The organism is Lentzea albida (assembly GCF_900111005.1).
In the GTDB taxonomy this organism is placed as follows: domain Bacteria; phylum Actinomycetota; class Actinomycetes; order Mycobacteriales; family Pseudonocardiaceae; genus Lentzea; species Lentzea albida.
In genome coordinates this window covers 425,659-450,759 of record NZ_FOFV01000004.1, presented here as the reverse complement: position 1 = coordinate 450,759, position 25,101 = coordinate 425,659, and the positions used below count along the sequence as shown (strand labels likewise).

General features: G+C 68.3%; 31 protein-coding genes and 1 tRNA gene. 19 read left to right on the top strand and 13 right to left on the bottom strand.

What is annotated here, in order from left to right; translation table 11 throughout:
* Nucleotides 1-84 precede the first annotated feature (84 nt).
* Together BMY74_RS14220 and BMY74_RS14215 are read left to right on the top strand one after the other, a co-directional pair.
* Nucleotides 85-2,106: a sunset domain-containing protein gene (locus BMY74_RS14220; protein WP_089915492.1), complete on the top strand. Its 2,022-nt coding sequence runs from the start codon at nt 85-87 to the stop codon at nt 2,104-2,106.
* A 63-nt stretch (nt 2,107-2,169) separates the two neighbouring features.
* Complete coding sequence (locus tag BMY74_RS14215) at nt 2,170-3,093, top strand: catalase family peroxidase (RefSeq protein WP_089915489.1); 924 nt, start codon at nt 2,170-2,172, stop codon at nt 3,091-3,093.
* Between the two features lie 50 nt (nt 3,094-3,143).
* On the opposite strand, the gene BMY74_RS14210 is transcribed toward BMY74_RS14215, so the two are convergent.
* The 4 genes from BMY74_RS14210 to BMY74_RS14195 all read right to left on the bottom strand — a co-directional run bounded on the left by BMY74_RS14210 (nt 3,144) and on the right by BMY74_RS14195 (nt 7,431).
* Nucleotides 3,144-4,193, bottom strand: coding sequence for a 2-oxoacid:ferredoxin oxidoreductase subunit beta (locus tag BMY74_RS14210; RefSeq protein ID WP_089915486.1), 1,050 nt, complete (start codon nt 4,191-4,193; stop codon nt 3,144-3,146).
* Nucleotides 4,190-6,028 (bottom strand): 2-oxoacid:acceptor oxidoreductase subunit alpha, encoded by a 1,839-nt coding sequence (locus BMY74_RS14205; RefSeq protein ID WP_089915483.1) that lies wholly within the window; start codon nt 6,026-6,028, stop codon nt 4,190-4,192. The genes BMY74_RS14210 and BMY74_RS14205 overlap by 4 nt, the downstream gene beginning before the upstream one ends.
* A gap of 211 nt (nt 6,029-6,239) precedes the next feature.
* The gene (locus tag BMY74_RS14200; protein ID WP_089915785.1) at nt 6,240-6,980 is read right to left on the bottom strand and encodes an enoyl-CoA hydratase; all 741 of its coding nucleotides are present in this window, start codon (nt 6,978-6,980) and stop codon (nt 6,240-6,242) included.
* Between the two features lie 10 nt (nt 6,981-6,990).
* Complete coding sequence (locus tag BMY74_RS14195) at nt 6,991-7,431, bottom strand: Lrp/AsnC family transcriptional regulator (RefSeq protein ID WP_089915782.1); 441 nt, start codon at nt 7,429-7,431, stop codon at nt 6,991-6,993.
* 75 nt (nt 7,432-7,506) lie between these two features.
* Here BMY74_RS14195 and ddaH point away from each other — a divergent pair, with 75 nt between their 5' ends.
* Nucleotides 7,507-8,391, top strand: a complete 885-nt coding sequence (gene ddaH, locus BMY74_RS14190; protein ID WP_089915481.1) for a dimethylargininase — start codon at nt 7,507-7,509, stop codon at nt 8,389-8,391.
* 18 nt (nt 8,392-8,409) lie between these two features.
* On the opposite strand, the gene BMY74_RS44195 is transcribed toward ddaH, so the two are convergent.
* A complete protein-coding gene (locus tag BMY74_RS44195) occupies nt 8,410-8,649 on the bottom strand; it encodes a hypothetical protein (RefSeq protein WP_143091567.1) in 240 nt (79 codons plus the stop codon).
* Between the two features lie 177 nt (nt 8,650-8,826).
* Between BMY74_RS44195 and BMY74_RS14185 the strand changes: the two genes are divergently transcribed.
* The 3 genes from BMY74_RS14185 to BMY74_RS14175 all read left to right on the top strand — a co-directional run bounded on the left by BMY74_RS14185 (nt 8,827) and on the right by BMY74_RS14175 (nt 9,942).
* Nucleotides 8,827-9,207 carry a DEAD/DEAH box helicase family protein gene (locus tag BMY74_RS14185; RefSeq protein WP_089915478.1) on the top strand — a complete coding sequence of 127 codons (381 nt, stop codon included), beginning with the start codon at nt 8,827-8,829 and terminating at the stop codon, nt 9,205-9,207.
* 82 nt (nt 9,208-9,289) lie between these two features.
* Entirely contained in the window at nt 9,290-9,517 is a 228-nt protein-coding gene (locus tag BMY74_RS45710; RefSeq protein ID WP_218159616.1) for a helix-turn-helix domain-containing protein, read from the top strand.
* 125 nt (nt 9,518-9,642) lie between these two features.
* The gene (locus BMY74_RS14175; RefSeq protein WP_089915472.1) at nt 9,643-9,942 is read left to right on the top strand and encodes a putative quinol monooxygenase; all 300 of its coding nucleotides are present in this window, start codon (nt 9,643-9,645) and stop codon (nt 9,940-9,942) included.
* A gap of 304 nt (nt 9,943-10,246) precedes the next feature.
* On the opposite strand, the gene BMY74_RS14170 is transcribed toward BMY74_RS14175, so the two are convergent.
* Nucleotides 10,247-10,624 (bottom strand): MerR family transcriptional regulator, encoded by a 378-nt coding sequence (locus tag BMY74_RS14170; protein ID WP_089915469.1) that lies wholly within the window; start codon nt 10,622-10,624, stop codon nt 10,247-10,249.
* Nucleotides 10,625-11,423: 799 nt separating this feature from the next.
* Between BMY74_RS14170 and BMY74_RS14160 the strand changes: the two genes are divergently transcribed.
* From BMY74_RS14160 to BMY74_RS45035, 4 genes are all read left to right on the top strand, one after another.
* The gene (locus BMY74_RS14160; protein WP_089915464.1) at nt 11,424-12,254 is read left to right on the top strand and encodes a phosphotransferase family protein; all 831 of its coding nucleotides are present in this window, start codon (nt 11,424-11,426) and stop codon (nt 12,252-12,254) included.
* A gap of 9 nt (nt 12,255-12,263) precedes the next feature.
* Nucleotides 12,264-12,641: a hypothetical protein gene (locus tag BMY74_RS14155; RefSeq protein WP_089915461.1), complete on the top strand. Its 378-nt coding sequence runs from the start codon at nt 12,264-12,266 to the stop codon at nt 12,639-12,641.
* Between the two features lie 603 nt (nt 12,642-13,244).
* The gene (locus BMY74_RS46820; RefSeq protein WP_342716840.1) at nt 13,245-13,925 is read left to right on the top strand and encodes a transglycosylase SLT domain-containing protein; all 681 of its coding nucleotides are present in this window, start codon (nt 13,245-13,247) and stop codon (nt 13,923-13,925) included.
* A 139-nt stretch (nt 13,926-14,064) separates the two neighbouring features.
* A complete protein-coding gene (locus tag BMY74_RS45035; protein ID WP_177229733.1) occupies nt 14,065-14,217 on the top strand; it encodes a hypothetical protein in 153 nt (50 codons plus the stop codon).
* 23 nt (nt 14,218-14,240) lie between these two features.
* Here BMY74_RS45035 and BMY74_RS14145 read toward each other — a convergent pair whose 3' ends face one another.
* Nucleotides 14,241-15,272, bottom strand: coding sequence for a LysR family transcriptional regulator (locus BMY74_RS14145; RefSeq protein ID WP_089915458.1), 1,032 nt, complete (start codon nt 15,270-15,272; stop codon nt 14,241-14,243).
* A gap of 225 nt (nt 15,273-15,497) precedes the next feature.
* On the opposite strand from BMY74_RS14145, the gene BMY74_RS14140 reads away from it, so the two are divergent.
* Genes BMY74_RS14140 through htpX form a run of 4 tightly spaced genes read left to right on the top strand, consistent with a single transcriptional unit; the run spans nt 15,498 to nt 17,765 of the window.
* Nucleotides 15,498-15,908, top strand: a complete 411-nt coding sequence (locus tag BMY74_RS14140; RefSeq protein ID WP_089915455.1) for an NADH-quinone oxidoreductase subunit B — start codon at nt 15,498-15,500, stop codon at nt 15,906-15,908.
* Nucleotides 15,905-16,435 (top strand): NADH-quinone oxidoreductase subunit C, encoded by a 531-nt coding sequence (locus BMY74_RS14135; RefSeq protein ID WP_089915452.1) that lies wholly within the window; start codon nt 15,905-15,907, stop codon nt 16,433-16,435. The genes BMY74_RS14140 and BMY74_RS14135 overlap by 4 nt, the downstream gene beginning before the upstream one ends.
* A complete protein-coding gene (locus BMY74_RS14130) occupies nt 16,432-16,884 on the top strand; it encodes a 4Fe-4S binding protein (protein ID WP_089915449.1) in 453 nt (150 codons plus the stop codon). The genes BMY74_RS14135 and BMY74_RS14130 overlap by 4 nt, the downstream gene beginning before the upstream one ends.
* Nucleotides 16,885-16,901: 17 nt before the next feature.
* The gene (gene htpX / locus BMY74_RS14125; protein ID WP_089915446.1) at nt 16,902-17,765 is read left to right on the top strand and encodes a zinc metalloprotease HtpX; all 864 of its coding nucleotides are present in this window, start codon (nt 16,902-16,904) and stop codon (nt 17,763-17,765) included.
* Nucleotides 17,766-17,773: 8 nt separating this feature from the next.
* Here htpX and rfbA read toward each other — a convergent pair whose 3' ends face one another.
* Complete coding sequence (gene rfbA / locus BMY74_RS14120) at nt 17,774-18,646, bottom strand: glucose-1-phosphate thymidylyltransferase RfbA (RefSeq protein WP_089915443.1); 873 nt, start codon at nt 18,644-18,646, stop codon at nt 17,774-17,776.
* Nucleotides 18,643-19,134 carry a YajQ family cyclic di-GMP-binding protein gene (locus BMY74_RS14115; RefSeq protein ID WP_089915440.1) on the bottom strand — a complete coding sequence of 164 codons (492 nt, stop codon included), beginning with the start codon at nt 19,132-19,134 and terminating at the stop codon, nt 18,643-18,645. The genes rfbA and BMY74_RS14115 overlap by 4 nt, the downstream gene beginning before the upstream one ends.
* 119 nt (nt 19,135-19,253) lie before the next feature.
* Here BMY74_RS14115 and BMY74_RS14110 point away from each other — a divergent pair.
* Nucleotides 19,254-19,334 (top strand) — tRNA-Tyr (locus tag BMY74_RS14110).
* Between the two features lie 492 nt (nt 19,335-19,826).
* Here the strand turns inward: BMY74_RS14110 and BMY74_RS14105 are convergent.
* On the bottom strand, nt 19,827-20,621 hold the full coding sequence (locus tag BMY74_RS14105) for a MerR family transcriptional regulator (RefSeq protein WP_089915437.1): 795 nt from the start codon (nt 20,619-20,621) through the stop codon (nt 19,827-19,829).
* A 78-nt stretch (nt 20,622-20,699) separates the two neighbouring features.
* Between BMY74_RS14105 and BMY74_RS14100 the strand changes: the two genes are divergently transcribed.
* Together BMY74_RS14100 and BMY74_RS14095 are read left to right on the top strand one after the other, a co-directional pair.
* Nucleotides 20,700-21,050 (top strand): nuclear transport factor 2 family protein, encoded by a 351-nt coding sequence (locus tag BMY74_RS14100; RefSeq protein WP_089915434.1) that lies wholly within the window; start codon nt 20,700-20,702, stop codon nt 21,048-21,050.
* 92 nt (nt 21,051-21,142) lie between these two features.
* Nucleotides 21,143-21,820: a protein phosphatase 2C domain-containing protein gene (locus BMY74_RS14095; RefSeq protein ID WP_089915431.1), complete on the top strand. Its 678-nt coding sequence runs from the start codon at nt 21,143-21,145 to the stop codon at nt 21,818-21,820.
* Nucleotides 21,821-21,828: 8 nt separating this feature from the next.
* Here BMY74_RS14095 and BMY74_RS14090 read toward each other — a convergent pair whose 3' ends face one another.
* Entirely contained in the window at nt 21,829-22,182 is a 354-nt protein-coding gene (locus BMY74_RS14090) for a winged helix-turn-helix transcriptional regulator (protein ID WP_089915428.1), read from the bottom strand.
* A gap of 82 nt (nt 22,183-22,264) precedes the next feature.
* On the opposite strand from BMY74_RS14090, the gene BMY74_RS14085 reads away from it, so the two are divergent.
* Nucleotides 22,265-23,083 carry an NAD(P)-dependent oxidoreductase gene (locus tag BMY74_RS14085; RefSeq protein WP_245786110.1) on the top strand — a complete coding sequence of 273 codons (819 nt, stop codon included), beginning with the start codon at nt 22,265-22,267 and terminating at the stop codon, nt 23,081-23,083.
* Nucleotides 23,080-23,814, top strand: a complete 735-nt coding sequence (locus BMY74_RS14080) for an SDR family NAD(P)-dependent oxidoreductase (RefSeq protein ID WP_089915425.1) — start codon at nt 23,080-23,082, stop codon at nt 23,812-23,814. Before BMY74_RS14085 ends, BMY74_RS14080 begins: the two co-directional genes overlap by 4 nt.
* A gap of 122 nt (nt 23,815-23,936) precedes the next feature.
* Here the strand turns inward: BMY74_RS14080 and BMY74_RS14075 are convergent, their stop codons facing one another.
* Both BMY74_RS14075 and BMY74_RS14070 read right to left on the bottom strand, forming a co-directional pair.
* The gene (locus tag BMY74_RS14075) at nt 23,937-24,146 is read right to left on the bottom strand and encodes a hypothetical protein (protein ID WP_245786109.1); all 210 of its coding nucleotides are present in this window, start codon (nt 24,144-24,146) and stop codon (nt 23,937-23,939) included.
* 140 nt (nt 24,147-24,286) lie between these two features.
* Entirely contained in the window at nt 24,287-25,099 is an 813-nt protein-coding gene (locus tag BMY74_RS14070; RefSeq protein WP_177229732.1) for a GNAT family N-acetyltransferase, read from the bottom strand.
* Between the last annotated feature and the right edge of the window lie 2 nt (nt 25,100-25,101).

Sequence of the window (25,101 nt, the reverse complement as noted above, 5' to 3'; positions counted from 1 at the left end):
GCATCATCAAAGGCACTGTAGTTTGGCCATGCTCACCCTTCCGAGTGAGTGGGGTCGGAGTGTGGTCGTAGAAGGGGCTTACCCGTGAACATCTTCGGGCAGGTCTGGCTGTGGAGCCTGCTGTCCTTCGTTGCGGGAGCGCTGATCACCTGGTTGGTGTATGTGCGCCCCGCACGCAAGCAGATCGCCGACCTCGATGATCAACTTCAGGACGCGCGGAAGTCGGCCCGGCCGGCGGCGAAGCCCGTTCCGGTCGACGACTTCGAGGTCGACGACTGGGACAACGCGCCTCCGCGGTCGCTGACCGACGAGGTGCTGGCGCCGCCGCCCGCACCCGTTCCGGCACCGGCGCCGTACGTGGAGCCGCCCGCCTACTTCGGCGAGCCCGTGCAGGCGCCCGCACCGGTGCTGCCGCCGGTCGTCGACGAGCCCGCTCCGCACGAGACCTCCGTGCTCGAGTCCCGGCCCGAGGTCGACGAGGAGCCGTCCGCGCCCGTCCGGCAGTACCTGGAGCCCGACGAGGCCCAGCGCCGCTTCGAGGAGCAGCTGGCAGAGCAGAAGGCACTGGCCGAGGCCGACGACGACCGCCCGCGGTCGCTGTTCGAGCGCCTCGGTCCGGGCGAGGTCCCCGCCGAGACGCCGGCCGAGCAGACGACGGTCCTGTCGCAGTCGGGCCTCGAGGCCGCGGACTTCGACGACGAGCCGGAGCTCCCGGCCGAGCAGACGTCGTACGTGCCCACCGTCGAACCGGTCGCCGAGCCCGGCGTCCCGTCGCCGCGGCCGACCGCCGGTCCCGAGGTCGACGAGCAGGCCGACGACTTCATCTACCAGCCGCGCGAGGTGTGGGCGCAGGAGGAACCGGAGACGTTCCTCGACGAGGCCGCCGAGCAGGAGGACGAGCCCGCCGGCACCCGCTCCGAGCAGACGACGTTCATCGCCGTCGAGGAGAGCAGCTGGCCGGACAACGACCTCACCGGCGAGTACCCGGCCCTGCGCGACGAGCTCTCCGGCCAGCTGGACGGCTTCACCGAGCCGGACGCCGAGCCCGAGGTGGAGCCGGAGTCCCCGGCCGAGCAGACCGGCCTGATCGAGCCGATCACCGACGAGCCCGCCGACCTCGACGCCCCGAGCGTCCGCAACGGCGTCTTCGAGTCGACGCTCGCCGAGGAGCAGGAGCCCGAGAGGGAGTCCACCCACTCGCTGCGCGACGAGTCGGCCCACGAGGAGCCGGTTCACCACGAGCCTGCCCACGAGGAACCTGCCTATCAGGAGCCGGTCTACCGGGAGTTCGTCGAGCCCGAGTACACGGCGTCGTTCACCCAGCCGTTCACGACGCCCGGCGCCCCGCCGCCCGCGCCGTTCTCGGCCTTCGAACCCCGCGTGGAGACCGAGGAAACGCCGGAGCGCACCCCACGTGCCGTCGGCGCCGCGTTCTCCCACGGCACGGAAACCCCCGCGCCCCCGGCCGCTCCCGCAGCCGAACGCCCGCGCTCGCTCTTCGAGCCGCTGCTCGACGCCGACGAGCCGCTGCCGGCCCTCGGCCAGACCCGCACGCTCCCGGACACGTCGAACGACCAGCCGTTCGTCCCGAAGTTCGTGCCGAGCGACGAGCCCCTGCTGGCCGCCCCGCCGGAGCCGGAACCAGAACCGGCCCCGGTCGAACTGCGGCACACCGAGGCGGGCCTCCCGATCCGCGAGGCCAGGCGCAGCACCTCGCAACAACGCCAGCAGAGCTTCCCGGCGTTCGCGGCCTTCGAGTCCCCGAAGCCGGAAGCGCCCGCCGCCCCGGCGGCACTACCGCAACGCCCCCGCCCGGTCGGCTTCTCGCCGTCCACCGGCGGCCGCCCGAACGGCACCGCTCCTTCGGCCGCGCCGGCGAGGTTCCAGCAGCCGGAGGGCTTCAACCCGCGCTCGCCGTTCGGCCCGGGCTCGGTGCTGCCGAAGTCGGACGGCCACGCACCGGCCGCGGACTTCGCGGTGAAGGCCACGCTGACCGGCCGCCGCTACTACAGCGAGGGGTCGGCGAACTTCGGCGAGACCCGCGCCGACGTGTGGTTCCGCACGGAGGCGGACGCGGAGAAGGCGGGCTTCCGCCCGGCGCCCTAGTGAATCACCTCCAAATGGAACGTTGTTCTAGCAGCGGATGACATGCGCCGATAGCTTCGGCGCATGTCATCCGAGCTTGCAAAGTCCCAAATCTCCTCGACCATCGTGGACGCGATCGAGGAACTGAAGGGCACCCACCACGGCTTCCGCCGAGCCCACGCCCGAGGCTTCGTCTACGAGGCCACGTTCACGCCCAACGGTTCGGCGGCGCCGTTCACCACCGCTCCACACCTGCAGGGTTCCCCTGTCCGCGCGACGGTCCGCTTGTCGCACACCGACGCCAACCCGCACGCGTTCGACAGCGACCGTTCCGTGCGCGGCTTCGCGACGAAGTTCCACCTCGCCGACGGCACCAACACCGACCTGGTGATGGTGAACGTGGAGCGGTTCGTGGCGGCGACGCCCGAGGAGTTCGTGGACTTCATCAAGGCGGCCAAGGCCGACACCGATGCCGCCGATCCCTCCGTGCCGCACATCAAGTCGTTCGTGGGCGCGCACCCGACGGTCGGCCCGGCGCTGGCGGCGGCCAAGTCTGTCGGCATCCCCGAGAGCTACGGTACCTCGCAATACTGGGCCATCCATGCCTTCCTCTGGCGCGACGCCGCCGGCGAGGTGCGTCCGGTGCGCTACTCGTGGGTTCCGGACGCGGGTGTCGTCAACGCGGCGGACTCGTCGTCGTGGACCCCGCACCACCTGACCGAGGAACTGCGTTCGCGGCTGCCGATCTCGTTCGTGCTGCGGGTGACTTTCGGCGAGCCGGGTGACCCCACGCACGACTCGACCGTGGCGTGGCCGGACGACCGCCGTTCCGTCGACGTCGGCCGGATCGAGATCACGGCCGAGGCCGCCGACCAGGAGCACTGGCAGTCGCAGGTGTTCGACCCGACGGCTCTCGTCGACGGCATCGAGGTGTCGGACGACCCGGTGCTGGCCGCCCGCAGCACCATCTACGCGGTCTCGTACGACCGCCGCTCGCACCAGCGGTGACGAAAAAGGCCCCCACCGCGTTCGATGGGGGCCTCTCGTTGTTCTGGGGTCTAGCCGACCACGGTCCAGGTGTCCTTGCCGTGCAACAGCTTGCTGAGGTCCGCGGGCTTGGCGGCCTTGGCCGCGCCCACCTGCGCCCGCACGCCGTCGTCGTACGTCGGGCGGTCCGCACGCCGGAAAACGCCGGTGACGGTGTGCGTGAGGTCCTGCGTCGACAGCCGCGAGAGCGCGAACGACAGGTTCAGGTCCGACGCGTCGTGCACCACGATGTCGGACGCGTCCACGTCCGCCGACTTGGCGACCGCAAGCCCGAAACCCTCGCGCACCACGCAGTACTCGCCCTCACGACCGAACCGGATCGGCTCGCCGTCGACGACGTTGATGATCCGCCGCTGCGCCTCGTCCGCGTCCTTCAGCACGTCGAACGCGCCGTCGTTGAAGATCGGGCAGTTCTGGTAGATCTCCACGAGCGCCGACCCGCGGTGCTCCGCGGCCTGGCGCAGCACCGAGGTCAGACCGGCCTTGTCCGAGTCCAGCGCGCGACCGACGAACGAGGCCTCCGCGCCCAGCGCCAGCGACACCGGGTTGAACGGGTGGTCGAGCGACCCGAGCGGGGTCGACTTGGTGACCTTGCCCTCCTCGGAGGTGGGCGAGTACTGGCCCTTGGTGAGGCCGTAGATCCTGTTGTTGAACAGCAGGATCTTGAGGTTCACGTTGCGGCGCAACGTGTGGATCAGGTGGTTGCCGCCGATGGACAGCGCGTCGCCGTCACCGGTCACCACCCACACGCTCAGGTCGGGCCGCGCCACGGCGAGACCCGTGGCGATGGCCGGCGCACGGCCGTGGATGGAGTGCATGCCGTACGTGTTCATGTAGTACGGGAAGCGGGACGAGCACCCGATGCCCGAGACGAACACGATGTTCTCGCGCTTGAGACCGAGCGACGGCAGGAACGACTGCATGGTGTTGAGCACGATGTAGTCGCCACAGCCGGGGCACCAGCGGACTTCCTGGTCGGACTTGTAGTCCCTGGCCGTCTGCTTCTCGTCGGTGGTGGGAACTCCGGTCAGGCCCGGGATTCCGAGGTCGATGGCAGTCACGCCGACACCCCCTTGATCACGTCAGCGAGCACGTCCTGCAGCTCTTCCGCCTTGAAGGGCAGGCCCTGCACCTTGGTGTAGGACACGGCGTCCACCAGGTACTTCGCCCTCAGCAGCAACGCCAGCTGGCCCAGGTTCATTTCCGGCACGATCACCTTGTCGTACTTGCGGAGCACCTCGCCCAGGTTCTTGGGGAACGGGTTGAGGTGGCGCAGGTGCGCGTGCGCGACCGGGAGTCCGAGCTTGCGGACCCGCCGTGCCGCCGCGCCGATCGGGCCGTACGACGAACCCCAGCCCACGACGAGCACCCTGGCGTTGCCGTCCGGGTCCTCGACCTCGACGTCCGGCACCTCGATGCCGTCGATCTTGGCCTGGCGCAGGCGCACCATCTTGTCGTGGTTCTCGGGGTCGTAGGAGATGTTGCCGGTGATGTCCTGCTTCTCCAGACCGCCGATGCGGTGCTGCAGACCAGGGGTGCCCGGCACGGCCCACGGACGGGCCAGCGTCTCCGGATCACGGGAGTACGGCTGGAAGTTCTCGGGGTCCGTCGCGAACTCGACGGTGAGGTCCGGCAGCGACTCGACGTCCGGGATCATCCACGGCTCGGAGCCGTTCGCCACCGCGCCGTCGGACAGGAACAGCACCGGCGTGCGGTACTTCAGCGCGATCCGGCACGCGTCGACGACGGCGTCGAAGCAGTCCGAGGGGGACTGCGGCGCCACGATCGGCACCGGCGACTCGCCGTTGCGGCCGAACATCGCCTGCAGCAAGTCGGCCTGCTCGGTCTTCGTCGGCAGACCGGTGGACGGGCCACCGCGCTGCACGTCGATCACGAGCAGCGGCAGTTCGGTCATGACGGCGAGGCCGATGGTCTCCGACTTCAGCGCGATGCCGGGCCCCGACGTCGACGTCACGCCGAGCGCGCCGCCGTAGGACGCGCCGAGGGCGATGCCGATGCCCGCGATCTCGTCCTCGGCCTGCACCGTGGTGATGTCGAAGTTCTTGTGCTTGCTCAGTTCGTGCAGGATGTCCGACGCCGGCGTGATCGGGTACGTGCCGAGCACGACGGGCAGCTTCGACAGCTGCGCGGCCGCGACGATGCCGTACGCCGTCGCCGTGTTGCCGGTGATCTGGCGGTAGGTGCCGACGTTGAGCTTCGCGGGCGCCACCTCGTAGGTGACGGCGAAGGCCTCGGTCGTCTCGCCGTAGTTCCAGCCGGCGCGGAACGCCAGGACGTTGGCCTCGGCGATGTCGGGCTTCTTCGCGAACTTCTCGCGCAGGAACCGTTCCGTGCCCTCGGTCGGCCGGTGGTACATCCACGACAGGAGGCCGAGCGCGAACATGTTCTTCGCGCGTTCGGCGTCCTTCTTGCCGAGGCCGGTCTCCTCCAGGGCGCCGATGGTCAGCGTGGCCATGGCGATCTTGTGGACCTGGAACTTCTCGAGCGAGTCGTCCTCGAGCGGGTTCGAGTCGTAGCCGACCTTCGTCAGGTTCCGCTTCGAGAACTCGTCGGTGTTGACGATGAGGATGCCGCCGTCCGGCAGTTCGCCCACGTTCGCCTTGAGCGCGGCCGGGTTCATCGCGACGAGGACGTCGGGACGGTCGCCGGGCGTCAGGATGTCGTAGTCGGCGAAGTGCAGCTGGAACGACGACACACCGGGCAGGGTCCCCTGTGGTGCGCGGATCTCGGCGGGGAAGTTGGGCTGCGTGGCGAGGTCGTTGCCGAACGCCGCCGCTTCCGACGTGAACCGGTCTCCGGTGAGCTGCATGCCGTCACCGGAGTCGCCGGCGAAGCGGATCACAACGCGATCCAGCTTGCGGGTCTCAGTGCTCATTCCTACGCCGATACCTCTCTCCAAGGGTGGCCGTGCCCCACCACGAGGGTAGTCGCCAGGACCGCCCGCGAGACGGGCCGTGTACCACCAGGCGAGACGAACTGTCCCATCTGCCGCAACGGGTCCTTAACTCAACGGTAAGCACACCACTACCTGCGCATACCCGAATGCGGCGGACGTCACCCTCGATACCTGTTACCCAAGGTAACACCTACCGCCCGCTGATCCGAGCCTTCATCGCGGCAAGCCTCGCAGCGAACTCTGGAGTGTCGATCGAAGCGACCTGTGGGCGCAGCTCCGTCTCGACCGCCTCCGCGTGGTCGTGCATTGCATCGGTCAGGCGCATGGTGGCCTTGATGGTCCGGACGAGTCCCGCCGGCGCCTCGGCGGCCGCCTTCGCGAGCTCCTTCGCGAGTGCCAGCGGGTCCTCGGCCTTCGCGTAGGCGAGTCCCAGCCGCACGGCCTCGTCCGCGTCGAGGATCTGCCCCAGCAAGGTCATCGCCGTGGCCGTCTGCGGGTTCGTGAGGCGTTGCAACATCCACGTCATGCCACCGCCGGGGTGGATGCCGAGCTGCAGGAACCGCGCGTCGAACCGCGCTTTCGGCCCGGCCACGCGCACGTCGGCGGCCAGCGCGAGGTTGAGCCCGGCGCCGACCGCCGCGCCGTTGACCGCGGCGATCGTCGGAACGGTGGCGTTCGCCACCGCGAGGAAGCCCTGGTAGATCCGCTTCAGACCCTCGTCCTTGGAACTGCCGAGCTGCGTGAGGTCCGCGCCCGCGCAGAACGCGGGCGGCGCGCCCGTGACGATCAGCGCGTTGGCGCTCTTCTCCGCCTCCTCGACCTTGTCCGCGAGCTGCTGCGACAGGTCGATCGTCAGTGCGTTGCGCCGGTCCGGATCGTTGATCGTGATCACGGCGACGGAGTCGTGGTGCTCCAGCAGAACCTCAGCCATGGACCGCACCCTAGGGCGCGATCGGCCGGTCCAGGAGCCGGGACAGCACGACCGTCGACACGGTCCGGTCGATGATCTCCACGGCCCGCAGCCGCTCCAGAGCCGTCTCGAGGTGGTGGATGTCCGCCGCCCGCAGGTGCACGATCGCGTCCGCCGCCCCCGACACCGTGTAGGCGGCGCTGACCTCGGCCATGGGCTCGAGCCGGTGCTGGATGTCGTGGGGCGCGACGTTCCCCTTGCAGTGCACCTCGACGAAGGCCTCGGTACCCCACCCGAGCGCCTCCGGGTCCACCACCGCCGTGAACCCCCGCAACACCCCCGTGTCCAGCAGTTTGTCCACCCGCCGCTTCACCGCGGGAGCACTCAGCCCGACCTCCTTGCCGATCTCCGCGTAGCTGGAACGGGCGTTGGCCATCAGGCACGAAATGATTCGCTGGTCGATGCTGTCCACACGCAACATTCTGCCCTAATCAACGCAATGTCGCGGCGTTGTTCGTTGGTCCAACGGCCCTTTACATTTCGATCCATGACCGTCTCCATCTCCGGGCCCGGCGAGCCGATCACGCTCGACATCGCGCAGCCCCTCGCGCCGACGCGCGTGCCGACCACCCGTCGGTACCTGATGTGCCCGCCGACGTACTTCACGGTGGAGTACGCCATCAACCCGTGGATGGACCCCACCCAGCCCACCAGCACGACGCTGGCCGTGGAGCAGTGGACCGCCCTGAAGGAGACCTACGAGCGCCTGGGACACGACGTCCAGGTCATCGAGCCCGTGCCCGGCCTGCCGGACATGGTCTTCTCGGCCAACAGCGGCACCGTCATCGACGGCAGGGTCCTGGGCTCCCGTTTCCGCGCCGCCCAGCGCTCGGCCGAGGCGGACCACTTCCGCCGTTGGTTCCTGGGCGCGGGCTACAAGTCCGTCGTCATGCCCACCGCCGTGAACGAGGCGGAGGGCGACTTCACGTGGACCGGCTCGCTGCTGCTGGCCGGCACGGGCTTCCGCACGGACCCTCTCGCGCATTCCGAGGCCCAAGAGGTGCTGGGCGTCCCCGTCGTCTCGCTGCAGCTCGTGGACCCGCGCTTCTACCACCTCGACGTGGCCCTGTTCATGCTCGACGACCAGTCTTCTTCGCCTCTGGTCGCCTACTACCCGGAGGCGTTCTCTCCCGGCTCGCAGCAGGTCTTGAGGCGCCTGTTCCCGGACGCGGTGATCGCCAACGACGACGACGCCGTCTGCCTGGGTCTCAACGCCGTTTCGGACGGCAAGCACGTCGTGATGCCTGTGGAGGCCGTTCATCTGGCCGAGCAGGTGGCTCGTCGCGGGTTCGAGCCCGTGTTCGTGGACATCTCGGAGTTGCGCAAGTCGGGCGGCGGCCCGAAGTGCTGCACGATGGAACTGCGCGGCTGACCTCGCCCACGCAGTCCTTCAGACCGGCGCTGGTCGGAGCCTTGAAATGGGTTCTGACCAGCGCTGATCTGTTTTCGGCGGTAAGACGCGTCCGCCACTGACCGGCACCGAACGACGGTTGTTGTCACGGTCCACGGGACGCAACTGATCGACGTCAGGCACCTGCCGGGCCGAGTCGGTCAGTTCGTTCAACGTGCCGTCGATCTTGCAGTTCGACGTCTCCCGCTGACCGTCCAGCACTCGCGCGTAAACCTTCATCAGGACCTCGACCGCATGCCCGGCCTGCTCCCACCTCGCGGGCCGCAGGCGTCGATTCGACCTTGCGAGCACCTGCCGATCGCCTGCCCCCGCAGGACTCGACCGACCGGGGCGGCAGCCTGCGCCAAATGCGGGTACCGTCGGATTCTTCTCCGAGACTCGCTGACGGGGGCCACCATGAACGGTTCGCGCCTCGTCATCCCGGAGTCGGGGGAGCAGCCCTGGGACCCGCTTCCGCGCCCTCTGCTCACGCCCGGCGAGCGCGAAACACTGTTGTTCCCCTTCCTGGAGGAAGGGCTGCGGCGCGGCGACAAGTGTCTGTGCCTGACAGACGGCATGGAGGCTGCGCCGGTCCGGGATCGCGTCGTGGGGACAGCCTGGCCTGGGGCATGCGCGGCGATCGACGACAACTTCGACCTTCTCCGGGCTGCCGACGAGATGTCGTGGGTGCTGCCCGGCGCCCCGCCCGCGATGACCTGTTCCTCCACGAATCGGCCTTCGACCACCTCGTCGAGGTTCTTCGCACTCACGCCATGGTGCTGCTGGATCTCACCGTGATCGACAACTCCGGTCCGTGCACCCTGCGGAGTACACGGCTGGTGCAGCTTCCGGTGCGGCGACCCGGTCATCCACGGTCAAGGTGGACGAAGACAGCCAGGCCGGCACGGACCGCGGCTGGGCGTCGCTCACCGACGCCGAGCGGTGCGTCGTCCCCTGCGTGGCTGCAGGAATGACCGATCGCAGCATCGCGGAGAAGCTCCACGTCGCCCACCACACGGTGGGCGCCCACCTCGAGCGCCTCTACCACGAGCTCGACATCCACTCGCGAGTCGAGCTGACGGCGCTCTCGATGCCGCACCACGGCTGAGCGGATCAGTCATCTGGCTCCGGCGCGTCGAGAACACGTGTTCACGGGGACGCAGGCGACCGGTGCGCCTGAGAACCGTGGCCGCGACCCCAACCGCGTACCTCCCATCCGAAGGAGTCCGACTCATGTTGACCAAAGCACTTCTCGTACGTCTCGAGGCACTACCGGGCAAGGAAGCCGAGCTCGCGGAGTTCCTCACCCAGGCGCGGTCGATCGTGATGGAGGAGCCGGGCACCGTCGCGTGGTTCGCCATCCAGTTCGGGCCCTCGACGTTCGGCGTGTACGACGTGTTCCCCGACGACGAAGCCCGGGACGCCCACCTCGCCGGAGGTGTGGGTCAGGCCCTCGGGCCCAACACCGGGGTCCTCTTCTCCGAGCCGCAGGTGGAGAAGATCGACATCATCGCCGACAAGATCCCGTCGTAGCAAGGTGATGGCCTGGGGGAGACCCCGGGCCATGATCCCCCCGCAGCGGTCCGGTCAGTCGATGGACGTCGATCGCCGCCACTCCGTGTTCGGTCGCTGTCTCCGATCTGGTGATCAAGCGTCGGAAACACTTCAACCTCATTGGACCTCGCCCACGCAGTTCCTTTAGGGGGCCCGAACCGGGCTTCCGCTGGGCGCCGCCGTTGTGCGGTGCCGGTTGTGCGATGCCGGATGTCGACACGATTCGCGAGCACGGTCCCGTGATGGGCTCAGCGTCGCGTCGACGTCCGGTCCTCGGATGTGCTCACACGCCCCGCAACGGCGGGTGCGGCTCCTCGGGTGCTGACGCGGCCATGTGCTTGGCGTTGAGCGCCCGCGCTTCCTGGAGCTGGTCTTCCAGGGTGACGATGCGGCAGGCGGCGTCCAGGCCGGTGCCCTGGTCGACCAGGGCGCGGACACGGGCGGCCAGACGCAGTTGGTGGCGGCTGTAGCGACGGTGCCCGCCGGCCGAGCGTTGCGGCTCGATGAGTTTCACCTCGTCGAGGCTGCGCAGGAAGTTCGCCGAGGTGTTGAGCAGTTCCGCGGCCCGGCCCATCGTGTAGGCGGGGTAGTGCTCGTCGTCGAACTTCTCGGCTGTGGTCTGCGGCTCGTTGTCCGCTCTCTCAGGACTACCTGGGGTCATCGCGCCTCCGCGTCACGAGGGGCCCCGGTGCCGTAGCACCGGGGCCCCAGGGTTGTTGGGTTTCACTTCCACCTAGCCGACCGTGAGATCGGCTCTCTCTGTCCGCATGACCCCTGTCGGTAGCGGGTGAAGCGGGGATCGCGTGTGCGTAACCGAAGACCACCTTCCAATCTGATGGAACCGCGGTACCCGTCCGGCCGAGTTCAGCCGAAGGCGGGCGATCCGATGGTGTGCAACCCTTCCCTTCTCCTCTGATCACTACTTTTCTCACGTGGCTGTCGGCACCGGACCTCATGCACGTGCCGGCTTCACTTCCACCGACAGCCCTCGGTCACCTGCCGGAACCCTTTCGCCGATCGGCTCCGGCGCATCTGACCGTCCTGCACTTGCTTCGACTGCGTCTTGCACTTGCTGATCGAGCGGCTGCCGGTTCCGGGTTCCTGCGTACTTCTGGTGTTGCTCACCGGCTGCCTCCGGTCGCCTGTCCGAAGCCTTCGAAATGCAGCTCCGGAGCACCTGACCGTCTTGCGATCGAGCTCACGGGTAGTTCGTCATCTCCCGTGTCATGTTGTCTCTCTTCCAACGAAGAGAAGATTACATCTGCTCAGCGTGGGATGTCTACTCCCGTCACCATAGATTTTCTGCCTCGCGGGAGTGTTGCGACGAACGTGCCCGGCGGACCGACGACGTCGAACGTTTCGGAAATCCTCTCGTTCCACTTCACCGACCAGGCGGACAACAACGGGTTGGTCGGTTGGCCGGCCAGGATCGTTGAGAACGGCGTGAAAGCCTCGAAGGCATGGACGCTCGCGCCGTCGCCGAGGAGGCCCTCGGACGAGATCCCGGCCCGCTGACCCCGGTCAGCAGCCGCTCCCACCAGGTGCACGTGGGCGCCGACGTCGTGGTGAAGCTCATCGCCGCGGACGACCACACGCGGCTGGACCGCGAAATCGCCCTCGCACCCCATCTTCCGTCCGGCATCACGGCGCCACTCCTGGTGAGCGGTCGACAGGGCGACGTCCGCTATGCCTGCTACTCCCGCGCACCCGGCGCCGCGCCCGGCATGGGGCTCCCCGGTGTCAGCGAACAGGACGCGCTCGTCCTCGCGAGGCAGGCGATCCAGCGCCTCAAAGCACTGCACGCCTGGGCGCCCCCGCCGCCCGCCGAACGGGTCCTCGGCGAGGTTCTCGACCACGGCGGGTTCGCCGGCCGGGACGCGTTCGTCACCGCGATCGAGAAGGAATCAGTCCCACCGGACGTGGCCGACGGCCTGAGTGAGATCGCGTCCCGCGCGCCGCTGCACGTGCGGACCACCGTCCCGGTCCACGCCGACTGCCACTGGGACAACTGGCTCGCGAACGGCGTCGAGCTCACGGCCCTGCTGGACTTCGAGTGGGCCCGCTTCGGCGACCCGCTCGACGACTGGTTCTTCCTGGCCCGGTTCAGCGGCCCGCACATGCACGCCGTGCTCGCCCTCATCGCCGACGAGACGAAGATCCCCCTCCGGACACTCCGCATCGAGTGCGAGGTGCGCGAGGCGTCCCATCTGATCGCCGACCTCCCCTTCGACCGGCCGCGGGTCTTGGAGCTCCTGCAAGAGCTCGTCGCCGGCCTCTGGCACGAGCAGTAGCGTCACTGGATGACCGACGTCCTCGTGATCGGCTTCGACCCGCACACCATCCCCGGCTACGACCCCGAGCCGGTCGCCGCCGCCATCGCGCAGGGCAGCAGGCGGTTCGCCGAGCTGGGCCTCGCCGAGGACCTCTTCCTCATCGACTTCGACGAACTCGACGGGCGCGCCCAGGCCAAGCTCACCGAGAAGCTCGGAAGCAAGCCGTACGACGTGGTCGTGGTCGGCGGTGGCATCCGGAAGGGGCCCGGGCTCTTGGAGCTCTTCCAAGCCGTCGTCAACGAGGTGCACTGGCACCAACCGGCGGCCGCGCTCGCCTTCAACGACAGCGCCGGCGACAGCGCGGACTGGGTGCTCAAGGCCTTGGAGCAGAAGCGCAACCGTTAACCCACAACATCGGGTGAACCGGAAGCGCGTTCTCTCCGTACACCTGAGCAGACCCCAGAAACACGCTGTCCCGCTATCAGGTCCCCGCAGGTCAGCGACACCGCACCCCGAAACAATCACGAAGCGTGATCGATTAACTCGATCGCGTGGTCGTGGACGTAACCCATAACGAGAGCCGGGCTAGCAGCGAACCAACAGACAGCTCCGTCAGTTCGTCAGGAGGCAACGATGAACTCACGAAAACCGAACACGGCTCGCTGACTGTCCGTCAGCAACGGATAGCCCAACTCATCGGAAACGTGACGAGAGTCACCCAACGGGCGCTCAGGCTTGCCTGTGCTCGTGACGCGAGGTTACGTTCTCGCCCGCCGATAACGGTTTGGTCACCGGCAGGACACAGGAACTGCAGCTACTAGGGTCCTTCGTCCGCCCAGAGTCCCCCGCCCGGGTTCGCCGGAGACCAAGCTCCCCGACGCAGGAGGCTCCCCCTTGGCCCGGCACAGCAAGGCCGATGGCCGAACCGTGTACACGGTCGTGCCCAGAGCAGAGTTCAAACCCGGCGCGCATCGCGTTGAGGACGACAAGGTCCCGCTGGCTCACCGCGTGAGCGCGATCGTCGTCGCCGCAGGTGTCGCCGCCGGCACCGCCGCCATCGCCAACGCCGCCACCAGCGGTCCCGCGACGGAGCTCGCCGCGGGTGCGGCCGAGCTGGGTGCTGTTCCCGACCAGAAGGTCCAGAACATCCAGACGGTGCACAACGTCAACCCCGGCACCAAGGTCAGCCAGATCCTGCAGATGCAGCAGATGTACGCGCAGCAGACGTTCGAGCAGGCCTCGAAGCTCGCCGCGGACTCGCACGCCCAGCGCGAGGCGGCCGCCAAGGCCGAGGCCGAGCGCCAGGCGGAGATGCGCAAGCCCGCCAAGCAGCGCGAGATCGAGGGCTGGATCAAGGACGCCATCAAGATCCTGCAGGCCAACGGCACCAACATCGACAACAGCTCGATGGACGAGATCTACACGATCATCATCAAGGAGTCGAACGGCAACCCCAACGCCGTGAACAACTGGGACTCCAACGCGATGCGGGGCACGCCGTCCAAGGGCCTGATGCAGTGCATCGACCCGACGTTCCGCGCCTACAAGCTGCCCGGCTACGACAACATCCTCGCGCCGGTCGACAACATCATCGCGGGCGTTCGCTACACCTACGCGCGCTACGGCGGCTTCCACAACCACCCGGGTCTGGTCAACATGAACCTGGGCGGCGGGTACCTGGGGTACTAGAAGGGCCTCGTCGGGGTGCGGGAAACCCATCGGCGCGCGATGCTGTCAATCAGGTTCACCCACAAGCATGGCGGCCCTAGCGGGCACACGCCCGGTAGTGCTCCCATCGAACGCGATCCCCGAACGCAGGGAGTGGCCGATGAACGAGCAACAGGCACGCGACGACGAGCTGGCGAAGGTCCGCTCGGAGGCGACGAACTGGCTGGCCAAGATGGCCAAAGCCCAGCACCGTCCCAAAGTCGAGCAACGCACGCCTGAGCACGACGCCATGACACCCGCGGCGAACAAGTAGGAGAACGAGCACCAGCGCCCTGGCTACGGCCGGGGCGCTTCTGCTTGGAAGGCCGACCACAGCAGGTTGAGCGGGTGATCGGCCGGATGCTTCGACAGCTCGTCCGTTCGGGCGAAAACGCCCACAAGCCGCTCCAGCGAGTCATCTGCGAGCTCGACGACCCGGAGGCCGCCTCCCTCCCGGAGCTCGTTGTTCGACGCCACCACGCCCAAACCAGACGTCACGATCATGGCTCCCTGGACGAGGTTCGAGCGCAGCAGCGAGATGCCGTACTGGATCTCGTCGATCTCGGCCGCGATGTCGAGCCCCTGGCGGTAGTCGGCCCCGAACCAGCCCCGCAGGAACTCGGCGATCAACCCCGCCCCCGGCACGACCAACGGGATCGACCTCAGCTGAGGTACCCGCACGCGCTCGCCCACAACCGTCTCGGGCAGGTTCGTGAGCAACGCGAGCCCGCCGCGCCGCCACTCGATCACGTCGAACTCGCCCCGCTGCCAGCCGGCGCCGGCCTGCGTCACGACGCTGCCGCAGACGAGGTCGACCTCCTGCGTCTCCAGCTTCGTCCAGATGTCCTTGGTGCGGATGTGCACGACCTTGAGGTCGACGTCGCGCTCGCGGAACTCGTCCGCCACGTGGTGCCACGCCTTCGCGAGCGTGTCGAGCATGTACCGCGTGGTGCCGACGGTGACGGTCGTGCCGAGCTTGCGGCGGCAATCGTGAATTCCGTCGAGCCACTGCGCGAGCGTCTCCCGCGCCAATTCGACGAGTGACTCACCAGTGGGCGTGAACAGCACGTCTTTTCCGCGTCCCTGCTTCACGACGAGCGCTTCGCCGCACAGTTCCAGGAAGTTCCTGTTCAACGTGTCGAGCTGCTTCTGCACGCTCGACTGCTCCCGTCCCAACGCGCGGGCGGCACGCAGGGCCGAACGGGTCTCGTGAACGGTCAAAAGGGTCCTGAGCTGGTCCATCGTGGTATCCAGTAGTGCACCGGGCATGTTCAGCAGGCGGTGCAGCGAGGTGCTGGTGGGGAGCACCAACTGGGACGAGCCGGACATCGGGACCCTCTCTGATGTTCTACTGATCAGTTGAACTGAACTTGACCGCATTTCACCGACAAATTATCTGGAGATCCTGTCGGCAAATCCCTGGACACTTATCGCGCGGTGTACAAAGCTATCTGCGGCGACCACGCGTGGGAGCCGATTCCGGGGGGAATCATTGGGGGGTGGGGGTCCGCCGGGCGCAAGCCCGCGGGCCCCCAAGTATTACCCTCAGCCGTTGTGACGGCTTCCGCTCGCCTGGACTGGGGCACCACCTACCAGGTCACCGTGCTCGAACTCGGACTCGCCTGCTGCGGAGTCGAAGTGATGGCAGCTCTCGACCGCCTTCCCGACCTCGGCGTCACGCCGGTCGACGGCGCCGGCGAGGCGCACGTTCTCGTCGTCTCCGGCACCGTCACGGACGTCATGTTGCCTGCTGTCCTCCGCAGTTTCGAGGCCATGCCCGAACCCCGTTACGTGATCTCCGTAGGCGCCTGCAGCAACACCGGCGGCCCGTACTGGGATTCCTACAGCGTCACCAAGGGGATCGACCAGGCCCTTCCGGTCCACGTCGCCGTCCCCGGTTGCCCGCCCCGGCCCGAAGCGCTGCTCGAAGGCCTCAAGGCGCTGCACGGGCTGGTGAACGCGTGACCACCCCGAAGACGGCGTTCGGCCAGACGATCCACCACGTGGAGCTCGCCGACTGGCTCGCGACCGCCACCACCCACCACGCCGACGGGTTCGTGATGTTCGACTGGCTCGGCGTCGAGGACGCGGGCCGGCCGGGGGCGGTGGGCGAGCGCCACGCCGTGTTCCTGCACGTGATCGACCCGCGCACGCGTGAGGGCGTCATGCTGCGCACCGAGATCGGCACGGGGGAGTCGCTGCCGAGCGTCGCGCACCTGTGGAAGGGCGCCGGCTGGCACGAGCGCGAGGCCGCGGAGATGTTCGGCGTGACCGTGGACAGCGACACCGAACACCTGCTGCTGCCCGACAGCTTCCAGGGCCACCCGCTGCGCAAGGACTTCGTGCTCGCCTCACGCGTCGTGCGTCCGTGGCCGGGCCGTCTCGAACCCGGCGAGGACAACACGAGTGCCCCGAGCCGCCGCCGCACCGCACCACCTGGCGTTCCGGACCCGTCGTGGGGCCCGCGCCGTGAAGAGGAGAGCCCGTCGTGACGAACCTGCCACCGCGCACGAGGGGCGTCATCGCGCTGTTGGAGGCCAACTGCACGGTCTGCATGATCTGCGCGCGCGAGTGTCCTGACTGGTGCATCCACATCACGTCGCACACCGAGGTCGAGGAGCAGCCCGGCAGCGCCCGCCCGCGCAGCCGCAACGTGCTCGACCGGTTCGCGATCGACTACGGCCAGTGCCTCTACTGCGGCATCTGCGTCGAGGTGTGCCCGTTCGACGCCCTGCACTGGGCGCCGGAGTTCGGCTACCCCGGAACGGGCTCGATCGACGGCGAGGGCGCCGTCGCGGAACTCGTCCACGAACGGGACGTGCTGTCCACCTGGGTCGAGAAGGTGCCGCCACCGCCCGCGCTCGACCCGGCCGCGGAGGCCGCGCCCGAAACCGCCACAGGAACCGGCAGGCGCCCTGGTTCGTTGAGGGGTAGGACGTAAAACCCGGAGGCGGAACCGTGCACAAGCACTTCAACGGGTTGAAGACGGCCGTGCTGCTCGGTGGGATGAGCGCGCTGATCGTGCTGGTCAGCAGCTTGTTCGGCCGCACGGCACTGGTCATCGGCCTGATGTTGGCCTTGGGCGTGAACGCCTACGCGTACTTCAACTCGGACAAGCTCGCGCTGCGCGCGATGCGGGCGGTGCCCGTGTCGCAAGTGGAGCAACCCGTGCTCTATGCGATCGTGCGGGAGCTGTCGCAGAAGGCGCGCCAGCCCATGCCCAGGCTGTACCTGAGCCCCACGGCCGCACCGAACGCGTTCGCGACGGGCCGCAACCCGCGCAACGCCGCCGTGTGCTGCACCACAGGCATCCTGGACCTGCTCGACGAACGCGAACTGCGCGCCGTGCTCGGCCACGAGCTCGCGCACGTCTACAACCGCGACATCCTGATCAGCTGTGTGGCCGGCGCGCTGGCCGGCGTGATCACGATGCTGGCCAACCTGGCCATGTTCGCGAGCATCTTCGGCGGCGGGGACTCGGACGACGAGGGCCCCGGCCCGCTGGGACTGCTGCTGATCGCGCTGCTCGGCCCGATCGCGGCCACGGTCGTGCGCCTGGCCGTGAGCCGCTCGCGCGAGTTCCAGGCGGACCAGTCCGGCTCCGAGCTCACCGGCGACCCGCTGGCGCTCGCCGGCGCGTTGCGCAAGATCGAGATGGGGACGCGGGCGGCACCGCTCGCGCCGGAACCGGAGGTGGTGTCGCAGAGCCACCTGATGATCGCGAACCCGTTCCGCTCGGGGGAACAGTTCGCCAAGTGGTTCTCGACCCACCCGCCGATCGCCGACCGCATCCGCAGGCTCGAGGAGATGGCCCGGCGCTAGCTGATCGGCTAGCGCCCCGCCTTCGCCACGGCCATGAGGTACTCGCCGTACCCGGACTTGCCGAGCTTCTCGCCGAGCGCGTAGCACTCCTGCGCGGAGATGAAGCCCATGCGCAGCGCGATCTCCTCGGGACACGCGATGCGCACGCCCGTCCGGTGCTCCAGCACCTGCACGAACTGCCCGGCCTCGAGCAGCGAGTCGTGCGTGCCGGTGTCGAGCCACGCGAACCCGCGGCTCAGGTCGACGAGCTGGGCCCGCCCGTCGCGCAGGTAGTGCAGGTTGACGTCGGTGATCTCCAGCTCGCCGCGGGGCGACGGCTTGAGGTTCCGCGCGACGTCCACCACACCGTTGTCGTAGAAGTAGAGCCCGGTGATGGCCCTGTTCGACTTCGGCTTCGCGGGCTTCTCCTCGATGGACAGCAGCCTGCCCGTCGCGTCGACCTCGCCCACGCCGTACCGCTCGGGGTCCTTCACCTGGTAGCCGAACAGCACACACCCGTCCAAAGTGGACGCGTGGTGCTGCAGCGTGGTGGAGAAGCCCTGGCCGTAGAAGATGTTGTCGCCCAGCACCAGCGCCACGTCGTCGTCCCCGACGAAGCCCGCCCCGATGACGAACGCCTCCGCGAGCCCGTTCGGGGCGGCCTGCTCCGCGTAGGAGAAGGCCATGCCCCACTGGGACCCGTCGCCGAGCAGCCGCCGGAACAGCGGTAAGTCGGTCGGGGTGCTGATGATCAGCACTTCCCGGATGCCGGCCAGCATGAGCACCGACAGCGGGTAGTAGATCATCGGCTTGTCGTACACCGGCAGCAACTGCTTCGAGACGGCCTGCGTGATCGGGTGCAGGCGCGTCCCGCTGCCACCGGCGAGGACGATGCCCTTCACCGGTAGTTGGTGAACTGGAGGGCGATGCCGAAGTCGGAGCCCTTCAGCAGTGCGATGACGTCCTGCAGGTGGTCCTTCTTCTTGCCGGACACCCGCAACTGGTCGCCCTGGATCTGCGCCTGAACGCCCTTGGGCGCCTCGTCGCGGATCTTCTTGGCGATCTCCTTGGCCTTCTCGGACGTGATGCCCTGCACGAGGTTTCCCGTGACCTTGAACACCTTCCCGGACACCGCGGGCTCGCCCACCTCGAACGCCTTCATCGAGATGTTGCGCTTGACCAGCTTCTCCTGGAAGACGTCGATCGCCGCCTTGCAGCGCTCCTCCGTCTCGGAGGTGAAGGTGATCGCCTCCTCGCCGGCCCAGGCCACCGTGGTGTTGGTCCCCCGGAAGTCGAAGCGATTGCTCAGCTCCTTGGCCGCCTGGTTGAGCGCGTTGTCGACCTCCTGCCGGTCCACCTTGCTCACCACGTCGAACGACGGGTCCGCCACGACTTCACTCCTCAACGATCTCGGGGTCACAGCCAGCGTCGATGCTACTGGGGTACCCCGATTTGGGGCGCCCCGAAGGGGTTATGTATTGTTCTGCCCGCACCGTTACGACGGTGTGGGGCGGGTTGCCCGAGCGGCCAATGGGAGCGGACTGTAAATCCGTCGCGAAAGCTACAGAGGTTCGAATCCTCTACCCGCCACAGCAGTGAGAAAGGCCCTGTGACCAGGAAGTTCTGGTCACAGGGCCTTTCTAGTGCGGTCCGGTTGTGGATGGCTCGAACCGGCGTTCTCCGAGTGGCTGCACCGAGGGCGTGCCGAAGTTGGGCGGCCGGTTCGCCTAGCGCTGCCGGGCCGTCTCCTCTCCGCCGTCAACGCACTTGGCGTACGTGCGCAGCAGCACGTTCAGGTTGTGGCCTGCCCGCAGCTACCCGAGGTGCCTCGACACCCGCGTTCAGCACTGAATCGGATTGGCATCCGAACGTCGGTCGACCTGGTGAACCACGGTCTTGCGCTTCTGCAGCTCCACCTCGCTCAGCGGGTTTTCGGCGAGTGCCTTCCATTCGACGGCGTAGTCGAGCGCGTTGCCGAACGTCGTGCGACACAGCCGGATCGTGTCCGGCGCGGCGCGCTTGCCGGCGAGCTTCTTCTCCTATGCGTGGTGACGGTCGATTCCGCACTCCGCCACCGACTCCTCAGGTGACGCGAAAGACCGGCCAGCCGATCTCGGTGCGCCACTCGGCGGGATCGCTCGAGTCACGGGGGCCGACGACGTAGACCTCCCGCACCGGCCCGGCCACCGACATCGCGTTCTCCACCACCCACGTCCCGAGCGCGCCGTAGGTGACCTCGATGCCGTCGTGCTCGCCGGCATGGGTGGTGACGGCCAGTTCCACGGCCGGGAGGGTCGCGGGGTGCACGCGTCCGGTGCGAGGGGGCGCCGCGGTCGGCAGGTAGACGAGTGCGTGACCGCGCTCCTGTTCGAAGAGGGCGTTGTCGTAGTTGCCGCCCGGTGGTCCGGTCGCGGTGTCGCCGACGGCCGCCGCCAGTTCGGCCATCGCGCCCGCGAACCAGGCCTCGACGTCGCGGTGCTCGACGACGGCCTCCACCGCCGCGACCGTCCTGGCGGGCTCGGCGCGCAGTGCGACGTCGATCGGCGCGGGGTCGGGCCTGAGCAGGCGCCGCAGGGACACGACCGCGGCTCTGGTGCGGTCGAGCTCGTGCTCGAGGCGTTGCAGGTGGTCCGCGACCAGGGCCGCCCGCACACCGGGGTCGGGTGTGCGGAGGATTCGCTGCACGTCGTTCAGGGGGACGTCTAGTTCGCGGAGCCGGTGGATGACCTGTGCGGTCGGGATCTGGTCGACGGCGTAGTAGCGGTAACCCGTGAACTCGTCGACCACGGCGGGCTCCAGCAGGGCCGCTTCGTGGTACCGGCGAAGGGTCCGCACGCTCAGGTGGGTCAGCCGCGAGAACTCCCCGATGGTCAGCACCTGCGCATTCTGGACTCTCTCCCTGGGGGAGACTCCACGGCTTGACCCTCCCGCGCCGTGAGGTCGCACGGTGGGGGCATGACACAGCACACCGATCTGCTCCCCGCCACCGTGCGCGAGTTCTTCGCCGCCCACGTCGTCCGCGACGCCGACACCGCCTCGTCGTTGCTCACCGAGGACGTGGTGGTCGTCGACCAGGACGAGACCTTCCGCGGCCGGGAGGAGGTCCACGCGTTCCTGCGGGACGCCGGGTCCGAGTTCGAGTACACGACCGAACAGATCGGCGCTCGCCGCGTCGACGACGCCCACTGGGTGGTGACCGTGCGGCTCGAGGGCACCTTCCCGGGCGGTGTCGCCGAACTCGACTACCGGTTCGCGTTGCGGGACGACCTCGTCGCCGAACTCGTCATCGCCAACCACACGGCCTGACCGATCCCTCTCGTCCTCGGTGCGGTCACCGGCCTGATCAACCTTGATAGCGTTCGCGCGCAGCTTCGTGAGGCCGGACCGAGGAGATCTCAGTGCGCACGCAGATGGCTACCGAGGCCGGCCGGACGACCGCGCCGAGCGAGGACCGGGCCCTGGTCGGGCCGAACCTGCTCGCCGTGCTCGACGGCGTGACGGCCAAGCCCCAGACGGGGTGCGAGCACGGCGTCGGGTGGTTCGCCGACCAGCTGTCCGCGGAGATCCTGCGGTTCGCCCACCTGGAGCCCGCCGGGGCTCTGCGCGAGGCGATCACGCAGGCCGCCGAGCTGCACTCGGGCACGTGCGACCTCGATCACCCGGACTCGCCCAGCGTGGCGGTCGCGATGGTGCAGATCAAGGACGACGTGCTGCGGTACCTGGTGCTCGGGGACGCCACGGTCGTGATCGACACCAAGCGCGAGTTGCTCGTGGTGAGCGACACGCAGACGAACCGGACGGCCGGGGCGAAGGCCGCTGACGTCGAGCACGCGCTGACCGGCGAGGTGCCGCTGTCCGATGTGCGGCGCGTCGCGATCCTGTCGGACGGCGCTGCTCGGGCGGTCGACCTGTTCAACCTCTTCGATTGGCGTCAGGCTCTCGAACTGATGGCGGCGAACGGACCGGACGACCTCATCCGCAAAATGCGCGCGGTCGAAAAGGAAGACGCCAAGGCCGTGGAGTGGCCGCGGAAGAAGATTTCGGACGACGCGACCGTCGTGTACCTCGACCGGTAACAAGGGCTTCAGTGCCGCGGCGCCGGTTCGACGCCGCGGCGGCGGGCGATCGACGCCATGTTGTCCTCGCCCCAGTCGCCCAACGGCAGCAGCGCCTCGTTCAGCCGCACGCCCAGCGGAGTGAGCGAGTACTCGACGCGGGGAGGGACCTCGTGGAACACCTCGCGGTGCACGATCTCGTCCGCCTCCATCTCGCGCAGCACCTGGATCAGCATCTTCTCGCTGATGCCGGAGACGGACCGGCGCAGTTCGCCCGTGCGCACCGGGCCCTCGTGCAGCGCCCACAGGATCAGCGCCTTCCAGCGGCCGCCGATCACGTCGATCGCCGCGTCGAGGCCGCAGACGTAATTTCGTGGCTTCATCAGGATCCTTACCGAAAAGTGGGTACCTGACAAAATAGTAGGTACTTGTCGAGAAGTCAGTGCCGGAACGAGCATTCTCGGCATGGGGACCAAGGAAACCGTGAGCGTGCTCGGCCTCGGCCGGATGGGCAGCGCGCTCGCCAACGCCCTCGTCGAAGAGGGCTACGAAGTGAGCGTGTGGAACCGCACGCCGAAGACCATCCCGAACGCCAGAAGCGTTGCCACGCCACAAGAAGCGTTCCAGAGTGACGTCGTCGTGACGTGCCTGTCGACGTACGACGTCCAGCAGCCGTTGCTCACCGGCGAGATCAAGACGCTCGTGAACCTGACGTCCGGCACGCCGGACGAGGCCCGCAGGACCGCGCGGTGGGCTGAGGACAACGGGGTCGAGTACGTCGACGGCGTGATCATGGCGGTGCCGCAGCAGATCGGCACGCCGCAGGCCAGGATCCTGTTCAGCGGCAACGAGAACCACCACGTGCTCGACGCGTTCGGCGAGCCGGTGCACGTCGGGGAGGACGCCGGGCTCGCCGCGCTGTACGACCTGGCGCTGCTCGGCCTCATGTGGTCCGTGTTCGGCGGCTACCTGCAGGCGGTCGCACTCATGGGCAGCGAGGGCATCGAGCCGCGCACGTTCACGCCCATGGCCATGAGCTGGCTCACCGAGATGAGCACCCTCCTGCCCGAGATGGGCGAGGAGACGCAGACCAGGAGCTACGAGACCGACGTGTCCGCGTTGGACATCAACGTGTCCGGGCTGCGCCTGCTCACCGAGGCCAACGAAGAACAAGGCCTCGACACGACCCTGCCGAAGGCGTTGCACGCGCTGTTCGAGCGCGCGCAGAGCAACGGCCACGGCAACCACAGCATCGCGAGCGTCATCGAGGAGATCCGGAAGTGAAGTACCTGGGCAAGAAGGCCGTCGTCACGGGCGGCACGCACGGCATGGGGCGCGCGACGGTGGAGATGCTGGTCGACAACGGCGTCGAGGTGGTGCTGACCGGTCGCACCACCAAGCAGGCCGAAGGCCTCAAGGCGCACGCCTTCGCGTCCGATGCGACGAACCTCAACGACATCGCCGACCTCAGAACTGAAGTCGCGCAACGGTTCCAGGACATCGACCTGCTGTTCGTCAACGTCGGGTTCTCGACCCTCACGCCGTTCGACGAGGCCACCGAGGCCGACTACGACCGCACGTTCGACGTGAACACCAAGGGTGCGTTCTTCACGGCGCAGCACCTCGCGCCGTTGGTCAAGGACGGTGGCTCGATCGTCTTCACCACGAGCGTCGCCACCGTGCTGGGGTCGCCGGGCCTGAGCGTCTACGCGGGTGCCAAGGCGGCGGTGCGGGCGTTCGCACGAGGACTCGCCGCGGAGCTCGCGCCCAGGAACGTCCGGGTGAACGTCGTCAGCCCCGGCTTCATCGACACGCCGTCGATGGGCGTCACGGGTGTGCCCGAGGAGGTCCTCCAGCAGTTCAAGGAGGAGGGCGACCGCATCACGCCGCTCAAGCGCCACGGCTCGATGGACGAGGTCGCGAGCGCCGTGTTGTTCCTGGCTTTCGAGGCCACGTTCACCACGGGCGCCGAGCTCGCGGTCGACGGCGGGCTCGGCCAGGGGATCAGCGCCTGAGGTCTGCGCCGGAAAAGGTGAAGCCGGCGCGCAAGAGCTTCCTCTCTCTTGCGTGCCGGCTTCAGCGCGAAGCGTACCCCATGTCGAACAAATGTTCGATCATTGGGCGATCAACACGCCGGTCAGCTGGCGGCGAGTGCCGCCCGGCCGTCGTCGGTCAGTTCCGCGCAGACCCGGAGACCGAAACTCGTCGGCTGCGAGGGGCGCAGCAGTCCCGCGTGCACGAGGTCGTGCGTCGCCGTCCGGTCGCAGCAGGGCAGCCCGTCGACGTACAGGTCGGGCTCGGTACCGCCTGTCACCTCGGCACGTCCCGCGGCGACAGCCCGCAGCATCGCCCTCGCTCTTCCGCTGAGTTCCATGTCGACCCCCCAGGAGTGGTGTCCGAATCACTTACCCCTTTGTCGAAATAGAGGCCGGATTCGTTCCACAAGTACGGGTTCGTTCGGGTTCTTCGCTTGTGTGAACGGGTAGATCATGTCTCACTAGGCCGTTCGGGTTGCGAAGACACGCCGGTGGGAGCGCGCAACGCCGGGCGGCGGACCCACACCGTCCAGCGCGGGCGGTAGCCGTTCGAGTACCAGAACGGCGTCGAGCGCGGGTTCGGCAGGGCGTGGTGGAGCAGCGTGGACGCCACACCGGCGTCGTCCAGCACCGAGTGCGCGTGTGCCACGAGAGCGCTGCCTGCGCCCGTGCCCCGCACATCGGGCCGTACGCCGAGATGGGCGAGATACGCGAACGGGCGCGCCGAGGCGAACCGCTCCATCCACCCCGCATCCTGCGGCATGTCGACGTAGATCATGCCGACGGGCGTGTCGCCGTCGACCGCGAGCCACATCGCCTCGTGGTCGCGCTCGAGCACCTCGGCGAGCGCCGTCCGGAGGTGCTCCGCCGTGTTCGGGCGTTCGGTGACCATGCCGAACGCGGCGTCGTACCGGACCGTGTGCAGGTTCAGTTCGACCGCGACGTCCAGGTCGGCGCGGGTCGCCGCCCGCACGTCCACACCGGACGGCCGCGGCGCGGGGGAGCGGCCGGCCAGGCGCTCGGCGATCACGGTGAGGGGCGCGAAACCGCGGTGGACCAACGGCAGCACGTCTGCGTGGCTCGGCAGCGTCACCATCGCCGCGGTGTCGGTGTCGCCGGGGTACGTGAGCCGGGACTCCCACTCGTCGAGCAACGCGGGCAGGTCGCAGCCGGGCCGCCAGGCCAGCCGGTGCAGGCGCAGCGGTCCCCAGGTCGCCCCCAGCGAATCCGGATCCGTCTCGGTGAAGGAAAAGATCTCGGTCACGC